This is a genomic window from Candidatus Nitrospira neomarina, assembly GCF_032051675.1.
Classification (GTDB): Bacteria; Nitrospirota; Nitrospiria; order Nitrospirales; family UBA8639; genus Nitrospira_E; species Nitrospira_E neomarina.
Genome location: NZ_CP116968.1, coordinates 1,296,733 through 1,312,547, shown reverse-complemented (window position 1 = coordinate 1,312,547; position 15,815 = coordinate 1,296,733). Strand labels below are relative to the sequence as shown.

Here is a 15,815-nt window from a genome sequence, read left to right as displayed (position 1 = left end):
TTATCTGGGGAAGGAAGTCATCCTCACAAATAGAAATTTTTGACTTGGGAAATTGTACAGTCATTTTCGTTTTCCTGAAACGATCAGAGCCCGAGCAGCAACGGGCCAAGGCCCCCGATGAACACGCAGAAAATAAAATTGCTGTCGCCGACGCGCCCTCAAACAGGAGAGAAATAATTGGGGTTCCACTCATATAGAACCGATGGGTAAATACCGCCAACAAAAACATGACAAGAATAGCTAAGGCCAAGGCCTGGTGAACGGCTGATGTTGGCGCCCGCCGCCAATAAAAAACACGTCTTGACGATTCCGCAAGTTGGTCCACACACATATTCCTCATACTGCCGATCGTATTTGTCCTGATTCCTCCAGCCGTCCCTTCCGGTGACCTGCCTATAAGCATGAAAATGGCAATGGGGTAGAGAGGCGTTGCCCAGATGAAAGCATTCTATCCAGTCCTGAGAATTGCCCCTCAACAGTTAAAAGGCCCGTTGAGTCCGAAAATCGAAGGAAATCGGCATGGGATATTTCGCGAATCACTTAGAGGATTCCAAAACAAGAAAAGAGTATAGGTTAGACGGAAATTTCAAGGACAACTCATTTACAATTCTGCTTGTTATTTCCCCTGTACATTTCCTCAGTTGTTGGCTAACATTTCTACTTGAACGTTTCCATTCTCACCCTCCTGATAGCACCTGCGGGTTTTATTTTGGTTGTTATTAGCCCACGTCTTTGGTGCCTTCAGATGAAAGACGTTCAGGCCAGACCCCAGTTCACGATCTTGTTCAGGAAATGAAGAATCTTTCCGTTGAAAAACTCATTCAGGTGGGATATCGCTATGTGACGAAATCGCAAGGTCGGTTTTATCTTTATTTGGCGATTTTTTGTAGCGTCCTCGTGATATTGGATGCCGGCTCGTTCGAACTGATTCGGGGAATGAAACTGAAGACATTTGATGTGATCATGAAAAACCGGATCCTGTTTCACAAAGCCGACCCCGACATTGTGATTGTGGATATTGATGAAGCCAGTTTGGAGGCCATGGCTCAAGAATATGGCCGGTGGCCCTGGCCACGTCAGGTCTTTGCAGAATTTCTGGAAATGCTACAGGAGCAAGGGCCCTCTGCCGTGGTATTTGATATTTTATTTAGTGATCCTGATGTGTTCAATAAAGAATCAGATTTGTACTTCAATGACGTCGTCAGTGATTCGGAAAATACATTTTTCCCCATGATGCGGTTATCCCCAACGAACGATAAACTTAGCAAAGTGACGCCTTCCATGATTCCGGGTGTAGAACCCGTTCATGGCGAGGCACAAGACGAAAAAGGGATTGCCCTGATCTTGCCCGCCTTCACCGGCATTATTCAGAGTGGAAGAGTGGGGACCAACAATGTCTATCCGGATCGGGATGGCATTGTTCGTCAATACCCCATCTATCGTGATCATTTTGGATGGCGTGTACCTTCCCTGCCTGCCAAAATCGGGGATACGCTGGGGTGGAGACTCCCGAATGATTCAGATGTGTTTTTAAACTGGCGTGGAAAATTCGGGGCATTCAGATCGGTTCGCTTTAGTGACGTCTTTGACGATTTTTTGAGGAGAGATAAGCAACGGGCTTCGGATGAATTCACTGGAAAAATTGTGATCATCGGGTCTACAGCCTCGGCCCTGTTCGACACCAAGCCCACTCCCATGGAGAAAATTCATCCCGGTGTGGAAATTCTGGCCACGGCGATTGGCAATATCAAAAACGGAGATTGGATCACCCAGGCCAAAAACCCTTGGCTCTTTACCGCACTGGCCCTTGGACTCATCTGGATCACAGCCTTGGCCTTTTTGACCGGGGTCAAACGCAAAGCCATAGATATGGTGTTTGCCGGTTCGCAAGTAGGTTTGATGGCGTTTACTTTCGCGAGTTTGAATCTTACCACCTACTACCTTGATTTAACGGCACCCATTACCGCCGGCTTGATCTATTTTTCTCTCGCACGGGTGTATGCCTATGCCGAAGCCACGATCATGGAAAAATATGTTTGGCTCAATGTGGAAGAGGGGGTGGACGGATGGCAATATACCGTGGTGGTGGTGGTTCAACCGGAGAGCTTGGAGGAAATCCCGGAAGGGAGATTCTTGACCCTGCTGAAGCGTGGCCTGTATGGCAAGAAGGTTGGGTTTACAATAGAAGCCTTCTCACGAAAACCTGCCGGCATTGAAAAAGCCTTTCAGAATATGTTCCTTATTTATTGGGTCGAAAATCATGTGAAAACCAAGCCATGGGAGGTGGAAAAATCCGGTGAACAAACGGTATCCCTGGTTCGAGAAGTAGTTCGCAGCATCTGTGAAAATGATAGAATAGGATGTAAGCTGGGATGGTGCCAAGGTCCCCTGACCTATGGGAATGAAAATTCCAGAATGGAGGCTTGGCAACATTTAGTGATTAAAGCCATGGTCAATCTCAAAGAGCAGCCGATTGGGATTACTTGATGTTCCTTTACCGTAAATTCCCCCGTCTCAGTCAGTGATGCACCATGAACCGCCATGTCTGTTCAACACAAGAAGGAGGACTGTGATGAGGAAATGGTTTGCCTTTCTGACAATAGTCATGATTGGAGTCTTTCCCGCAGAGGGAAAAGCTTCGGATCCCGGTGTAGCCGCTAGAGCGTGCCAGCTCATGAGCGAACCCTTTAAAGATGCTCGAGAAGTGCTATCGTTAAAAGAAGGCGACACCGTGGAGATTCTGAGAAGAAAAGGTGGATGGTTAGAAGTGTCCCGTAAAGATAAAACCGGATGGGTGAGAATGCTCTATATTCGACGGGGGGGCTCTGCGGAAAAGGCTTCCGCGGCGACGGAAGCCTCAGGAGTATTGGGTTTAGCCACTGGGAGAGCTGGAACTGGAAATGTTGTGGCCGCTACGGGCGTTCGCGGATTAGATGAAGAAGAATTAAAAGAGGCCGAATTTAATGAACATGAATTACAGACATTGAAAACCTATCGGACTTCAAAGAAACAAGCACAAGGTTTTGCCAATCAGGCAGGGTTACAAGTACAAAAAGTTCCGTTTATACAGACGACAGACGGGAATTAACACATGAACAATCAGCATCATATGAAGAAAAATGTACTCTCTCGTTTTTTACGATCGGTGCCTCTAATGTTCCTCAATCAACAGGCAAGGGCGGACTTGAAAGAATTCCTTTTGCGTGCATGGATTCTGACATTGGTAATCTTCGGGTTGGCAACCATCACTCATGCATTTGATTTGGGTGATGCTCTCAAACAATTAGGGCAGCCGGATGAAACCACCACCGGAACAACACAAGAAGGTACTCCACAAAAAAAGACGGGCAAGAAAACTCCTGCGCTGACAGACCTGACCGACCTGGTCAAAGGGACTTCCACAGAAGAGGAAATAGCCATCGGTCAAGAGATTGCCGGACGACTGCTTGGGGCTGCGCCTCTGGTCAAGGATGAACGCCTGCAACGGTACGTCAATCATGTTGGAAGGTGGCTAAGCCTACAGAGTGGAAGAACCGACCTTGATTGGTATTTTGGAGTGATTGATTCCGAGGATATCAATGCCTTTGCTGCGCCGGGTGGATTTATTTTTCTGACCAAAGGTTTGTATCGACAACTTCATTCTGAAGCGGAATTGGCTGGGGTCCTGGGACATGAAATTGGTCATGTTGTTAAACAGCATCATCTAACCATCATTAAGCAAAGCCAGGCGATTGATATGGGAAGAAGCGTGTTTTCTCAAAAACTCGGTAATATGAAGAATGAGCAAGCGAAGCAGGCCGTGAATAATCTTATTGGAAGTGGAGCAGAAGTGATGGCTCGCGGATTGGATAAAGATGCCGAATATCAGGCCGACAGAATTGGGGTAGTGTTGGCCGCCAGAGCCGGCTATGACGCCTATGGCCTGCCAATGGTGTTGCAGGAAATTGGTCATGCAGGTCTCAGTGACAGCAGTGTCGCCTTACTGTTTAAGACTCATCCTCATCCCGATACGAGATTGGCAGAACTCGGTGATTCTATGGGAGAAAGCTTTGATCAATATTCTAACGGCAAAACTGTGAAAGACCGATTTTACACACTGTCAAAATAGCAAGCTCGAGTCCAAGCGGTCCTTGCAATACTTGCCCTCATTGGGTTCGCTGTGCTTGGAAAAACTAAAGGCTTTTGTTTCATAAGCCGCGAGGACCGGCGGGATGCTTCCGTGCATTAGAGAACGGCAAAACGTCCAATTCAGGAAAATTCTTCGGCTTATTCATTCCACTTTCGAAAAATTTTGATATTTAATTGTGGGAGGCAAGGACTAATCTTCCCCGGCGGGGGCCCGGATCAAATGCTCTGTTTGAAAGCCGAGGCGATGACTAAAGGAGACCATGTCCTGATAGCTTGCTTCATCGATCGAGGGGGTTCGTGCCAGGATCCAGAGGTAGTCCCGATCCGGGGTGCCGACGATCGCAAGCTTGTACTCGGGATCGACCCGAAGTATCCAGTAATTCCCCTGCTCCGCTGAGGTAAGCAAGGCTACAAGTTTAGCTGCCCATTGGTCGAAGACCACGTTCAACTTCGCCCGATGTTCAGGGTCCACCACGGTGGCCACTCCCTCAATGCTGACCTCCTCACCGGTCGAGGTGGTACATGCGTTTCGCACGGCGACTTTCCCCGATTCCAGTAGCCGGTACTCGGCTGTAGATCTTACGCAATTTCGTTGCCCCCACATCGGCAGTCGTGCAATTTCATGCCACATTCCGCTATATCGGGAGAGGTCAACTGACAATGCCGTGGGTAACGTTCCTGCCGGTTCAACGCTTGAACAGGCACCCAGCATCAAGCAGACGATTCCCATTGTCAGGGTTCTCAACATGTCAACGACCGTAACAGAGGGACCCTTATGGGACCTTTTGAAATTTTTCTATCCTATCATGCCTTCCCGGCGGGTGCATCTTCAGGACGATGATTCCACTTTATGAAGTGACCTGGTCAGGACGTGATACACACAATAAGCTGCGAAGAATTTTTCTTATTTTTGAGAAACCGGTTTCCGGAGTTGAACATTTTGAAATGAAGTATCCTTACCGTCGTCATCATGAGGCTTGGTTTGTTTGGGGACAGGAGGGGAGGATGCAAACCGGGGATTTGAGGATGTATTTGAAATATTGGAAGAAAAAATAAAAGGACTCAACACAAAAAGAAGAAACACAATAGGCCAAAAGACAGGCTTTCTCAAAGGACAGTACAGGCAATCCTCAGAATCTGCGGATTGGCGATTATCCTTCATTTTTCCTGCTTTTTTATAGGGCAATTGGCTGTTCATGTGCCTTTCACAACTGTCTTTGGACGACACTGGGGTTACTCTCCTTTTATCGGAATATGTTGGAGAAAAATTTATACTTTTCCCCTTGTCGCATCGAAAAACAGTAGTCATTAAGATTAAAGTACTTTTTCAGGAATAGGAATTATGCTGAACCCATAGAAATTGAAGACATCTGTACGCCTAACTTCGCACTGGGTCTCCAATGAAAGACCCCCAATTCTCTGGGACCATCATGAACGACTTTCCATTCAAAGCCTTGCGCTAATTCCAGAACAACCTTCTGCCCAATCCAAAGAGTGAGTCCCTTTCCCAAACACGATTTCTGTTGGATGCCAAAAGGAGAATACTGCTTGGGGCCAATGGACGTTGTTAAAAATCGATCAGGGTTGAAGTCATTTGGGTTGGGAAAAATTTCAGCATCCCGATGGCTTTCACGAATGCCAATCCGTACCAGCCAGCCTTTTGGAATTAAAAATCCTTCAAATTCAATGTCGCGCAGGGCCTTGCGCATAAGATATTCGCTTTGCTCCAGCCGCAAAGTTTCAAGCACAACACGATTGCCCAATTGGTGCGCACATTAAGAAGCAGACGGGAATGCGACTGGTAAAGGGCATGGGCGGCGGCGTTGTAGCATCTGCATGGCGCCTTAAAAATTCTGTACCCAATTCTATTCCAACCAGATAAAACCCAAAACCTATACGGTTTCCTCTATGAGGAAAATTTTCTCCGAACTATCTTTTCCACTATTTTTAGGATGGGTATTTCCAGCGGTGAGTTGTTTAGGCTCATTACGCATATTTCGGCAATGACGTACATCTTGAAATGAACTCCATTGAGAGGTACTTTAGAGCATAGGTGTCTACCTTTGTGTTTCCGGAGAAAAAGATGTGGTGGCGTCGTAATCGGGCAGTCCTGCCAAAGCTTCAATTCCTGGTGCTCGTGACCTGCGCGTGGCTGGGTTCGGCCGGGATCGAATCTGCTTTCGCCCATTCTGACTCACAAGTCCGCAATGTGTGGGTGCAGGTTGTGCCACCTCACCGCGGGCTCGTGCGCGCCATTACCGAAGGTGAGCATTGTCCCTTGGCCTATTTCGATGGCCGCCATGCGCGGATGAAAGTGCGTGCGCAACCGAATTCGGATTTTAATGTTCTGGTCTGTGAACTCCTCGTGCCGCGTGAGACCGGCCGAATCGAAGTTGCCGGTCGTGAGCTCCGCCCGGTTTCTCGGAATCCACGGCGAATCGCGGTAGTCGGAGACACCGGCTGTCGCATGAAGGCGGGGAGTGCATTCGACGATGGTTTTCAGAACTGTGGCGACCCCGACGACTGGGAATTTGCCAAGGTTGCAGAACGCGTGGCGGAATGGCAGCCGGATCTGATTATTCAGTTGGGAGATTACATCTATCGCGAAGAAAAGTGCCCCGATGGTTGTGGGAATTGCCAGGGCAGTCCCTACAACAGTCCGGGTATGCGGATGGCGACCTGGAATACCGATTTCTTCCATCCGGGGACGCCTATGCTCGAAGCAGCCCCACTCGTTTTTGTACGGGGGGACCACGAAACTTGTGAGCGCGCCGGATTAGGATATGTTCGTTTTCTCAATCCGTTTGAGTTCGCAGCCTGCAGTGACTTCAGTGATCCCTATGCCTTGGAGTTCGAAGAGCTGCAGTTGGTCGTCATGGATACCGTTCAGGCCGATGATACTTCGCTCTCGCCGAACGTCGTGATCAATCGCTACGCGCGAGACTTCGAACAGGCAGCGAAGCTTGCAGAGGGTCCCACCTGGCTTCTCAGTCACCGCCCCATCTGGGCATTGCGCCCGGCGCACAGTTCCGTCTTGAAGCCAAAGACCGATGCGTGCGGCAATCAGATGATTCCACCCGTAGCTGTGGAAGATATCAACGTGACTGCTCAGGACGCATTGACTGCCTCAAGGTTGGCAGGCCGCTTGCCGCCGGCGGTAGACCTGGTCCTCACCGGCCATATTCATGTGGGTGAGGTGTTGAGCTTTACCGGCCGTCGACCACCTCAGATGGTAGTGGGTATCAGTGGCACAAAATTGCTTCCAGCTGTTACCAAGGGACTTGAGGGAAGGGTAATTGATAGCGAGACTGTGACGCACGCCATGATGGTCTCAGTCCATGGATTTTTTGGTTTCGTCCCCCGTCAACGAGGTGCCTGGAGTGTGAACGTATTCGACGCTGCCGGAGCGAGTGTCACCAAATGCAGGATCGATGACAAGAATGCCCGGTGTCGGTCGCGGTAAGCGTTGCTCTACAGGGACACTGGTTGTGGGAAGAGTATAGAGAACTCACTCCTCATGGCTGACTAACGCGCTTTCGACTTCTCCTGTACCGATCCGGTTTCCGCTTTAAAGGCCCGGCCAAACTGTTCTTTCCCAAAAACCGCCTCTTCTTCATGCCGGTTCGACTTCTGCGGAGTAAAAGCCTCGATTCCTTCTAATGAAAAAATTTGAGGAGATTCGGAATTTTGAAAATTGTGTTCTTTGTTTTTTGGCAATTGAATAAAGACGAAGCTATTCCGGACAACACCTAATGGCTTCCTTACAGTGAACGTATCTTACAGATTTCCTATGCTTATTTTCCTTTCTAAATTCCCTCACGGTTGCGTTTTGTGTTGATGCAAACTACATTTACACTTTGAAAGCTTACTTGAAAAGGGAAGTCGTGGAAGAAACCATCCTTCTCATTGAAAGGGAGCCTGAGAAGCGGAAGGCCCACCTTTCTTGTTTGTCCAAAGATGACCAGGTCTTGAGCGCGACGACTGGGAGGCATGCCCGGCAGGACTGAAGCCAAATTCCCGCCAGAGAAGTCATCGTATTCGATGACGGGATTGCCGACGTTTCGAGCGTCGAATTTTTTCAGAAATCCAAGCCGTTGGATTCTTGACCAAACTGCGTCTCATCTGGTTGACCATAATGCCAGCCTGTATTGGCCCCGCGCCGAGACACTCAACATGCCCTATGGAGTCACGGCCACCGGTTCCTGGTTAATCGTGGCAGATACCGCAAATTCCCGTTTAATGGGTCGGTATGATTCCAACCTCCAGACAGGAGCCAAGGCGCAGGCGTTGGCCGGCCAGCCAACTTTTCAGGCTACAGGGGATAAATCAATGGAGCTCTCCCATGAGGGGGAGTTTGTGCTGGCCTTACATGTTCAGGTGTGTGATAAGTTTGTAGTAGTATCTGACTTAGGCAACAACCGTGTTCAACTGTGGGACATTGACGGAACCTTGCGTTCATGATGAAAACAGTAACGGTAAGAAGCTCCAACGAACAGGCATTCAATATCCAAGTGTCTGGATTGGTCCAGGGTGTCGGTTTTCGTCCGATGGTCTGCCAATTGGCTCAACGCTTTGATCTTCGAGGTCGTGTTGCCAACAATGGAAAAGGTGTTCAAATTCTGGTTGCTGGCGATGAAGATAACCTCAGGCATTTCATTCATGAACTGACTCACAATCCTCCACCACTCGCTAAGATTGCCGAAATCTTTACCAGCAGCATTTCCCTGTGTGGCGTCCCGGAAAAGAGGTTTGTCATTGCCGGTACTGACAAAACTCCTGTGCAGACCGGCATTGTTCCGGATACCGTCCCATGTCCGAGTTGCGTGAAGGAAATATTTGATCCGTTTGCACGGCGGTTCCGCTATCCCTTTACCAACTGCACGCATTGCGGACCCCGCCTGACGATTCAGGAAGGGATTCCGTATGACCGGCCTTCCACCACACTGAAGGATTTTCCTTTGTGCGAGGCCTGCCTGAAGGAATATCACGATCCCCAAGACCGACGGTTTCATGCCCAACCGATCGCGTGCCATGCATGCGGACCGAAGGTGTGGATTGAACGTATGGATGGAAAACCCGTGACGGTGCATTCCTATACGATGCTGGATGAGGCAGATGCGGTCTGCAGTCTCCTCCAGAAAGGGCACATTCTGGCCATTAAAGGATTAGGCGGTTTTCAACTTGCCTGCGATGCCACCCGGGAGGACGCGGTCAGCCGGCTTCGGGCCTTGAAACACAGGGAGGGAAAACCTCTTGCATTAATGACGCGCGACCTGGAAGTGATTCGCCGGTATTGTGTGGTAGGGGAGAGGGAAGCCGAACTCTTGCAAAGCCAGGCGGCCCCCATTGTCATCCTGAAGCGCCATCCGGAGAGGACCCTTGCGGCAAGTGTCGCTCCCGGCATGTCCACCTATGGATGTATGTTAGCCAATTCACCGCTGCACCATTTGATCCTCCATCGCATGGCTCATCCGATTGTATTAACCAGCGGGAATCATGCCGGCGAACCCCAGTGCATTGACAATGAGCAGGCCAAAATACATTTGAAAAACATTGCGGAGTTTGTGGTCTTGCATAATCGGGGGATTGTCCAACGTGTTGACGATTCGGTGGTCAAAGTCATGGATCAGGATCCACGAGTGCTGCGACGGAGTCGAGGGTTTGCGCCCATACCCATAGGGCTTCCCTCTGGCTTCGAGCACAGTTCTGTTATTCTTGCTATGGGCGGTGAACTCAAAAATACCTTTTGCTTACTCAAAGATGGACAAGCCCTGCTCTCCCATCACATTGGAGATTTGGAAGACTCTTTGACCTATGCCGATTATCAACGAGCCATCACACAATACCAACTGCTGTTTGAGCAGAGCCCTGAAATTATCGCCGTTGATCTGCACCCGGAATACCTGTCGAGCAAGCTTGGACGGGCCAAAGCAAAAAACGGGCACCTTCCGATTGTTGAAATTCAACATCACCATGCTCATCTCGCTGCCTGTCTGGTTGAAAACGGGGTTCCCTTAACGACTAAACCGGTCCTTGGGGTGATCTTGGATGGGTTGGGCTATGGGGAAGACGACACGATGTGGGGCGGTGAGTTTTTGCTGGCGGATTATGGGGGCTTTACTCGTCTTGGGTCCTTTAAGCCCGTACCGATGCTCGGCGGAACTCAGGCGATCAAGGAACCGTGGCGAAACACCTATGCGCATGTCATGGCAGAAATGGGATGGGCGGAGTTTGCGATGAACTACTCCGATCTGCCATTGTTTGATCTTCTCAAGAAAAAACCTCGCATGATGCTGGATCGCATGCTGAGCGGTCGGATTAATAGCCCTCTTGCGAGTTCCTGCGGTCGGTTGTTCGATGCCGCCGCCGCTGCGATGGGTATTTGCCCAGGGCACGTGTTATATGAGGGGCAAGCGGCAATGGAGATGGAAGCGTTGGTGGATGACAAAACACTTCATCATGAGGACGAATCGTTGGCGTATCCATTTTCTATTCCGCGCCTGAAGCACTCTGGATTACCCTATGTCGAACCGTTAGGAATGTGGCAAGCGCTTTTGGGCGACCTTATCCTCCACACACCGGTTCCGGTCATGGCCGCACGGTTTCATAAGGGGCTTGCTAACGTGATTTGTCACATGGTCACTCAGTGCTCACCATCTCTTGATGGGCCTGACGGGCATCAAACGGTGGTCCTTTCAGGTGGCGTGTTTCAAAATCAGGTGTTGTTTGAACTGGTGAAACGCAGGTTGGCGGCAGAAGGATTCACCGTCCTTTCCCACAAACAGGTTCCAATGAACGATGGTGGCATTGCCCTTGGGCAGGCCGCGATTGCCGCAGCTCGTTCCTTGCAAGAGACCAATGAGGTTCGATCCACATGTGTTTAGGCATACCCGGGCAAATTGTAGAAATCAGCAATGTGGAACATAAGCTCGCGATCGTGAACGTGGGTGGGGTGCGACGGGAAGTAAATATCGCCTGCATTGTGGATGAGGAGCATTCCCCTGGGTCATGTGTCGGGAATTGGGTGCTGATTCACGTGGGATTTGCCATGAGTCGGATTGACGAAAAGGAAGCTAAGCGGACCATAGAGTTGCTGACTGAAATGGGAGAAGTGCCAACAGAAATCCAGGCGATGCGTCAGTCGAATACCTCCTAAAGGATGACCGCATGTCTAATCACAAACCATTAGCCTCCCTCTACCCCTTCCTGCAGCCGTCTTCGAAAGATTCGGCACAAGTCAAACTCGGATTGCTCGAATCGGTGCGGATGAAATCGCAAGATAGCCGGCAGGTTATCCAAACCTTTTTCGACGCACAGGCCGAAAAAGTCGTGGCCGCCGCCATGGCCCTAGCGGATGTTTATCAACGAGACGGGCGGCTGTTTACCATGGGCAATGGTGGATCGAGCTGTGATGCGGCCCATATTGCCGTGGAATTTTTGCATCCAGTCACCACCGGGCGCCCTGCGCTTCCCGCCGTCAATCTTGCGACCGATCAGGCCATGATGACCGCTGTGGGAAATGATGTGGGGTTTGATCACATTTTTGTACGCCAGTTGATCGCTCAGGGAAAGGCCGGAGACGGGGTGATCGGAGTATCCACCAGCGGCAATTCCGAAAATATTATGCGGACCTTTAGGAAAGCTAAGGAGTTGGGGGTCACCACCATTGGCCTCACCGGGGGACTTGGAGGAGCCATGGCAACCTCTTCTGCAATTGATCATTGCCTGGTGGTGCCTACTGAAAGTATTCACCGGATCCAGGAATGTCACGTCCTGATCTATCATATCCTTTGGGATCTCGTGCACACCATTCTTGCTGACCATCGGGGCGCGTCGGCCACGAAAAAGGACACCCCATGAAATTTGTCGATGAATTTCGGGATCCCCAAAAAGCCCGAATCCTTCTCCAGGAAATTGAGGGGCTGGTAAAACGGGTACCCATCTGCCGCGATCGGCCCATTTGGATCATGGAGGTCTGCGGTGGGCACACGCATACCATCTTTCGCTATGGCCTCAATAAAATGCTCCCGAAGGAAGTGGAGTTTATTCATGGACCGGGTTGTCCGGTTTGCGTCCTGCCACGAGGCCGCGTGGATGACTGTATTGCTCTGGCTGAACGAGACGAGGTGATCATGACCACTTTCGGGGATGCCATGCGGGTGACCGGCTCTAAGAAAAATCTTCTACAGGCCAAAGCCGAGGGAGCCGATGTGCGCATGGTCTATTCACCATTGGACGCCTTGAATCTCGCCCGAGTGAATCCTGACAAAGAAGTGGTGTTTTTCGGAATTGGTTTCGAGACCACCATGCCCAGTACGGCGTTGACCATACTCCAAGCTCGAAAAGAAGGGATCAACAATTTCTCGATCTTTTGTAATCACATCACGATCATTCCCACGATTAAGGCCATCCTGGATTCTCCTGATCTTCAGCTTGACGGCTTTTTGGGCCCCGGCCATGTGAGCATGGTGATCGGAACGAAGCCCTACGCATTTATCGCTGAATATTATCGAAAGCCCATCACCATCGCCGGGTTTGAACCACTGGACATATTACAATCCGTGTGGATGGTTCTGAAACAATTGGCGGAAGGACGCTGTGAAGTCGAAAATCAATATACACGGATTGTTCCTCCTGATGGGAACACGCAGTCGTTAGAGGCTATTCAAGAAGTGTTTGAACTGCGAGAATTTTTTGAATGGCGCGGGTTGGGGTCTATCGATTACTCCGGGGTCCGAGTCCGTGAAGAATTTTCTGCGTTTGACGCTGAACGAAAATTTCCTCTTCCCAATCTGAAAATTGCCGATCCCACGTCCTGCCAATGCGGGGAAGTGTTGAAGGGGGTGATTAAGCCGAGTCAATGTAAGGTATTTGGCACGGCCTGCACTCCACAAAATCCCTTGGGCGCGTTGATGGTTTCGACGGAAGGCGCCTGTGCCGCCTACTACAACTACGGCTGGATTCCTGAAGAAGATCTGCATCCGGCAAGAAGTTCGGTGTAAGTCATCACAGAAAATATAAAGAATCGCTTGAACATGATAAATCCTGAAGCACGGCTTTCGTCAGGACCAAGCCCATGCTGAACCGAACCGCTAACGGTGAACGAATTACCCTGGCTCACGGAAGTGGCGGCAAAGCCATGCGAGATCTCATCCAGAATCTGTTGGTCCCAACCTTTAATAATCCCATCCTCGATACCTTAGAAGATCAGGCCACCATCCCTTTGGGGGAATTACTTCAACATGGTGACCGGCTGGCATTTACGACGGATAGCTATGTCGTGGATCCGTTATTTTTCCCGGGAGGCAACATTGGCGAATTGGCCGTGAACGGGACGGTCAATGACCTGGCGGTCAGCGGGGCACGCCCGTTATTTTTATCATGCGGGCTGGTGATTGAAGAGGGTTTTCCCTTGGAAACCCTCGCCCTTATTGTCGAAGCTATGAAACAGGCCGCTGATCGGGCAGGGGTCTCTATTGTTACGGGAGATACCAAGGTTGTTGAAAAAGGTTCTGCGGATAAGCTCTTCATTAACACGGCGGGTATCGGTGTGATTCGAGAAGGGGTGGCCATTGCGGCAACTAAGGCTCAGGCGGGGGATGCCATCATTACGAACGGTTTTATCGGTGACCACGGCGTGGCCATTCTTCTGGCTCGAAACGAATTAGCCCTGGAAGCCGATGTTCAAAGCGACACCCAGCCAGTCCACGATCTGATTTCCCATATGCTGGATGTCTGTTCTCAGACCCATTGTTTGCGGGATGCCACGCGCGGCGGACTGGCCACGGTTCTAAATGAATTCGCCTCGGCCTCGGATGTGTCGATTCAGATCAATGAATCCCAGGTGCCTATTCGAGAATCGGTTCGAGGGGCCTGTGAAATTCTCGGACTCGATCCCCTGTACCTGGCCAATGAGGGAAAAATTGTGGCAGTGGTCCCTTCTGAGAACGCGCACCAACTTGTTGAGGCCATGCGGGACCATCCCCTGGGCAAAGACAGCGCCATCATCGGGAGGGTCAAAGCCGGACCCGCAGGAACAGTGATGCTTGCCACCACCTTCGGAGGAACACGAATCGTGGATACGCTGGTGGGGGATCAATTGCCGCGAATCTGCTAGATAAGCATAGTCATGAAATTGTTGAATTCTGAAATACTGGAAATCCTGGAAGCCGGGCAACTCCAACGATTGACCTATTGGTGGCTTCCTGCCTTTCATCGGGGCAACGCGATGTGGGGAGCCAGCGTCGGGTATCGCGCCATGCAGGCGGCGGGATTGGCTCTGTCTCATGAGCTGTTATGGGATCGAAAGGGTTTATTTGTTGTCAGCTCTCATCCGGGTCCTGGTGTCCGGGATGCCATCGAGTTTGTGACACGGTCTCACCGAGCGGCTGTGGAATGAACTCTTAACGGCTCTTTTTGACGTCACCACCAGTGGAAAATCCACTGTTCTGGACAGGATAGTATGCACGAAATAGGGATCACTCGAAATATTGTGTCCATTGTCACAGAAAAGGCCGGTGGAGAGCCGGTGAGGCGCGTGACGATCGCCATCGGTAAACTCACTGCGGTATTACCCGAAGCCATCCGGTTTTGTTTCGACATTGTCAGTCAAGGAACCGTGGTAGAAGGCGCGGATTTGGAGATCCTTGAGATTCCGGGAACAGCTGAATGCCGAACCTGTAAAACCCATTTTGATCTCGAGCAACTCTACGACCGATGTCCGTGTGGTTCTGTCGACATCACGCGGCTCACGGGGGAGGAACTGCTTGTGAAACACATGGTGACAGCCTGATGTGTACGACATGCGGGTGCTCTAATACAGCCAAGCCAAGAGTGACGAATTTGCAAACCCGGCATACTGATAAAACCAGCCATTCGTCTGCCAATCACTCTCATTCCCATGATGACCATGATCATGGGCACCACTATCACGAGCATGAGCTTGATACGCACCATGACCATCGACACGAACACGAAACCACTGTTCACCTGGAACAAGCCATTTTAGCGAAAAATGATCGCCTGGCTGAACGCAATCGTGGATGGTTTCTCGACAGAAATATTGTGGCCCTCAACCTTGTGAGTTCGCCGGGCTCAGGGAAAACGACGCTACTCGAACGCACGATTCATGATTTGAAAGATGCCATACCCATTTCGGTGGTCGAGGGGGACCAGGAAACCCTATTTGATGCCGAGCGCATACGAAACGCGGGGTGCCCGGTCGTACAAATTAATACCGGAGCCGGGTGCCATTTAGAAGCCGACATGTTGGCACGAGGTTTGGAAACGCTCCAGCCTCCATCCAATTCATTGGTGTTGATTGAAAATGTCGGGAATCTGGTCTGTCCTGCGTTATTTGATTTAGGGGAACACGCGAAAATCGTGGTTCTTTCCGTCACGGAAGGGGAAGACAAGCCGTTAAAGTATCCGCACATGTTTCAACATGCCAGCGTCATGCTCCTGAATAAAATCGATCTTCTGTCTCATCTTACCTTTAATGTCGCCACATGCCTGGAATTTGCTCATAGGGTGAATCCCAATCTTCAGGTGTTTCAGGTTTCGGCCACGACCGGCGAAGGCCTTCAACACTGGTATGACTGGGTGACTGCACAGATCAACGCTTCAAACCGGCAGGTTGTTCGCTAATGGTCAGTTTATTGAAGCTCGGGTTTCTTGTGGGAATGAGG

Annotated in this window: 15 protein-coding genes; 13 read left to right on the top strand and 2 right to left on the bottom strand. The window is 50.3% G+C overall.

All coding sequences use genetic code 11. The annotated features are described in order from the left end of the window. Window positions 1-792: 792 nt before the first annotated feature. From PQG83_RS05845 to PQG83_RS05835, 3 genes are all read left to right on the top strand, one after another. The gene (locus PQG83_RS05845; protein ID WP_312747757.1) at window positions 793-2,487 is read left to right on the top strand and encodes a CHASE2 domain-containing protein; all 1,695 of its coding nucleotides are present in this window, start codon (window positions 793-795) and stop codon (window positions 2,485-2,487) included. An 85-nt stretch (window positions 2,488-2,572) separates the two neighbouring features. Next, entirely contained in the window at window positions 2,573-3,088 is a 516-nt protein-coding gene (locus PQG83_RS05840) for an SH3 domain-containing protein (RefSeq protein ID WP_312747755.1), read from the top strand. A 3-nt stretch (window positions 3,089-3,091) separates the two neighbouring features. After that, entirely contained in the window at window positions 3,092-4,108 is a 1,017-nt protein-coding gene (locus PQG83_RS05835) for a M48 family metalloprotease (protein WP_312747754.1), read from the top strand. 210 nt (window positions 4,109-4,318) lie between these two features. Here PQG83_RS05835 and PQG83_RS05830 read toward each other — a convergent pair whose 3' ends face one another. After that, the gene (locus PQG83_RS05830) at window positions 4,319-4,858 is read right to left on the bottom strand and encodes a lipocalin family protein (RefSeq protein ID WP_312747751.1); all 540 of its coding nucleotides are present in this window, start codon (window positions 4,856-4,858) and stop codon (window positions 4,319-4,321) included. A gap of 610 nt (window positions 4,859-5,468) precedes the next feature. Then, a complete protein-coding gene (locus PQG83_RS05825) occupies window positions 5,469-5,876 on the bottom strand; it encodes a cytochrome P450 (protein WP_312747750.1) in 408 nt (135 codons plus the stop codon). A 335-nt stretch (window positions 5,877-6,211) separates the two neighbouring features. Between PQG83_RS05825 and PQG83_RS05820 the strand changes: the two genes are divergently transcribed. The 10 genes from PQG83_RS05820 to hypB all read left to right on the top strand — a co-directional run bounded on the left by PQG83_RS05820 (window position 6,212) and on the right by hypB (window position 15,774). Next, complete coding sequence (locus PQG83_RS05820) at window positions 6,212-7,591, top strand: metallophosphoesterase (RefSeq protein WP_312747749.1); 1,380 nt, start codon at window positions 6,212-6,214, stop codon at window positions 7,589-7,591. A gap of 527 nt (window positions 7,592-8,118) precedes the next feature. Further along, the gene (locus tag PQG83_RS05815; protein ID WP_312747747.1) at window positions 8,119-8,589 is read left to right on the top strand and encodes an NHL repeat-containing protein; all 471 of its coding nucleotides are present in this window, start codon (window positions 8,119-8,121) and stop codon (window positions 8,587-8,589) included. After that, entirely contained in the window at window positions 8,586-11,012 is a 2,427-nt protein-coding gene (gene hypF, locus PQG83_RS05810) for a carbamoyltransferase HypF (RefSeq protein WP_312747745.1), read from the top strand. Before PQG83_RS05815 ends, hypF begins: the two co-directional genes overlap by 4 nt. Continuing rightward, entirely contained in the window at window positions 11,003-11,284 is a 282-nt protein-coding gene (locus PQG83_RS05805) for a HypC/HybG/HupF family hydrogenase formation chaperone (RefSeq protein WP_312747743.1), read from the top strand. The genes hypF and PQG83_RS05805 overlap by 10 nt, the downstream gene beginning before the upstream one ends. A gap of 11 nt (window positions 11,285-11,295) precedes the next feature. Next, window positions 11,296-11,988 (top strand): D-sedoheptulose-7-phosphate isomerase, encoded by a 693-nt coding sequence (locus tag PQG83_RS05800; protein ID WP_312747742.1) that lies wholly within the window; start codon window positions 11,296-11,298, stop codon window positions 11,986-11,988. Next, window positions 11,985-13,130 carry a hydrogenase formation protein HypD gene (hypD, locus tag PQG83_RS05795; protein WP_312747740.1) on the top strand — a complete coding sequence of 382 codons (1,146 nt, stop codon included), beginning with the start codon at window positions 11,985-11,987 and terminating at the stop codon, window positions 13,128-13,130. Before PQG83_RS05800 ends, hypD begins: the two co-directional genes overlap by 4 nt. Window positions 13,131-13,204: 74 nt before the next feature. Further along, on the top strand, window positions 13,205-14,245 hold the full coding sequence (gene hypE, locus PQG83_RS05790; protein WP_312747739.1) for a hydrogenase expression/formation protein HypE: 1,041 nt from the start codon (window positions 13,205-13,207) through the stop codon (window positions 14,243-14,245). 12 nt (window positions 14,246-14,257) lie between these two features. Beyond that, window positions 14,258-14,527 (top strand): hypothetical protein, encoded by a 270-nt coding sequence (locus PQG83_RS05785; protein WP_312747737.1) that lies wholly within the window; start codon window positions 14,258-14,260, stop codon window positions 14,525-14,527. A 63-nt stretch (window positions 14,528-14,590) separates the two neighbouring features. Beyond that, complete coding sequence (locus PQG83_RS05780; protein WP_312747735.1) at window positions 14,591-14,920, top strand: hydrogenase maturation nickel metallochaperone HypA/HybF; 330 nt, start codon at window positions 14,591-14,593, stop codon at window positions 14,918-14,920. Continuing rightward, window positions 14,920-15,774 carry a hydrogenase nickel incorporation protein HypB gene (hypB, locus tag PQG83_RS05775; protein WP_312747733.1) on the top strand — a complete coding sequence of 285 codons (855 nt, stop codon included), beginning with the start codon at window positions 14,920-14,922 and terminating at the stop codon, window positions 15,772-15,774. The genes PQG83_RS05780 and hypB overlap by 1 nt, the downstream gene beginning before the upstream one ends. The last annotated feature ends 41 nt before the right edge of the window (window positions 15,775-15,815 follow it).

Bases quoted from the DNA above. Each gene is read 5' to 3' on its own strand.
- hypF (WP_312747745.1), top strand. From the start codon at position 8,586: ATGATGAAAACAGTAACGGTAAGAAGCTCCAACGAACAGGCATTCAAT.
- PQG83_RS05820 (WP_312747749.1), top strand. From the start codon at position 6,212: ATGTGGTGGCGTCGTAATCGGGCAGTCCTGCCAAAGCTTCAATTCCTG.
- PQG83_RS05785 (WP_312747737.1), top strand. From the start codon at position 14,258: ATGAAATTGTTGAATTCTGAAATACTGGAAATCCTGGAAGCCGGGCAA.
- PQG83_RS05845 (WP_312747757.1), top strand. From the start codon at position 793: ATGAAGAATCTTTCCGTTGAAAAACTCATTCAGGTGGGATATCGCTAT.
- PQG83_RS05815 (WP_312747747.1), top strand. From the start codon at position 8,119: ATGCCCGGCAGGACTGAAGCCAAATTCCCGCCAGAGAAGTCATCGTAT.
- PQG83_RS05835 (WP_312747754.1), top strand. From the start codon at position 3,092: ATGAACAATCAGCATCATATGAAGAAAAATGTACTCTCTCGTTTTTTA.
- PQG83_RS05780 (WP_312747735.1), top strand. From the start codon at position 14,591: ATGCACGAAATAGGGATCACTCGAAATATTGTGTCCATTGTCACAGAA.
- PQG83_RS05805 (WP_312747743.1), top strand. From the start codon at position 11,003: ATGTGTTTAGGCATACCCGGGCAAATTGTAGAAATCAGCAATGTGGAA.
- PQG83_RS05800 (WP_312747742.1), top strand. From the start codon at position 11,296: ATGTCTAATCACAAACCATTAGCCTCCCTCTACCCCTTCCTGCAGCCG.
- hypE (WP_312747739.1), top strand. From the start codon at position 13,205: ATGCTGAACCGAACCGCTAACGGTGAACGAATTACCCTGGCTCACGGA.
- PQG83_RS05830 (WP_312747751.1), bottom strand. From the start codon at position 4,858: ATGGGAATCGTCTGCTTGATGCTGGGTGCCTGTTCAAGCGTTGAACCG.
- hypD (WP_312747740.1), top strand. From the start codon at position 11,985: ATGAAATTTGTCGATGAATTTCGGGATCCCCAAAAAGCCCGAATCCTT.
- PQG83_RS05840 (WP_312747755.1), top strand. From the start codon at position 2,573: ATGAGGAAATGGTTTGCCTTTCTGACAATAGTCATGATTGGAGTCTTT.
- hypB (WP_312747733.1), top strand. From the start codon at position 14,920: ATGTGTACGACATGCGGGTGCTCTAATACAGCCAAGCCAAGAGTGACG.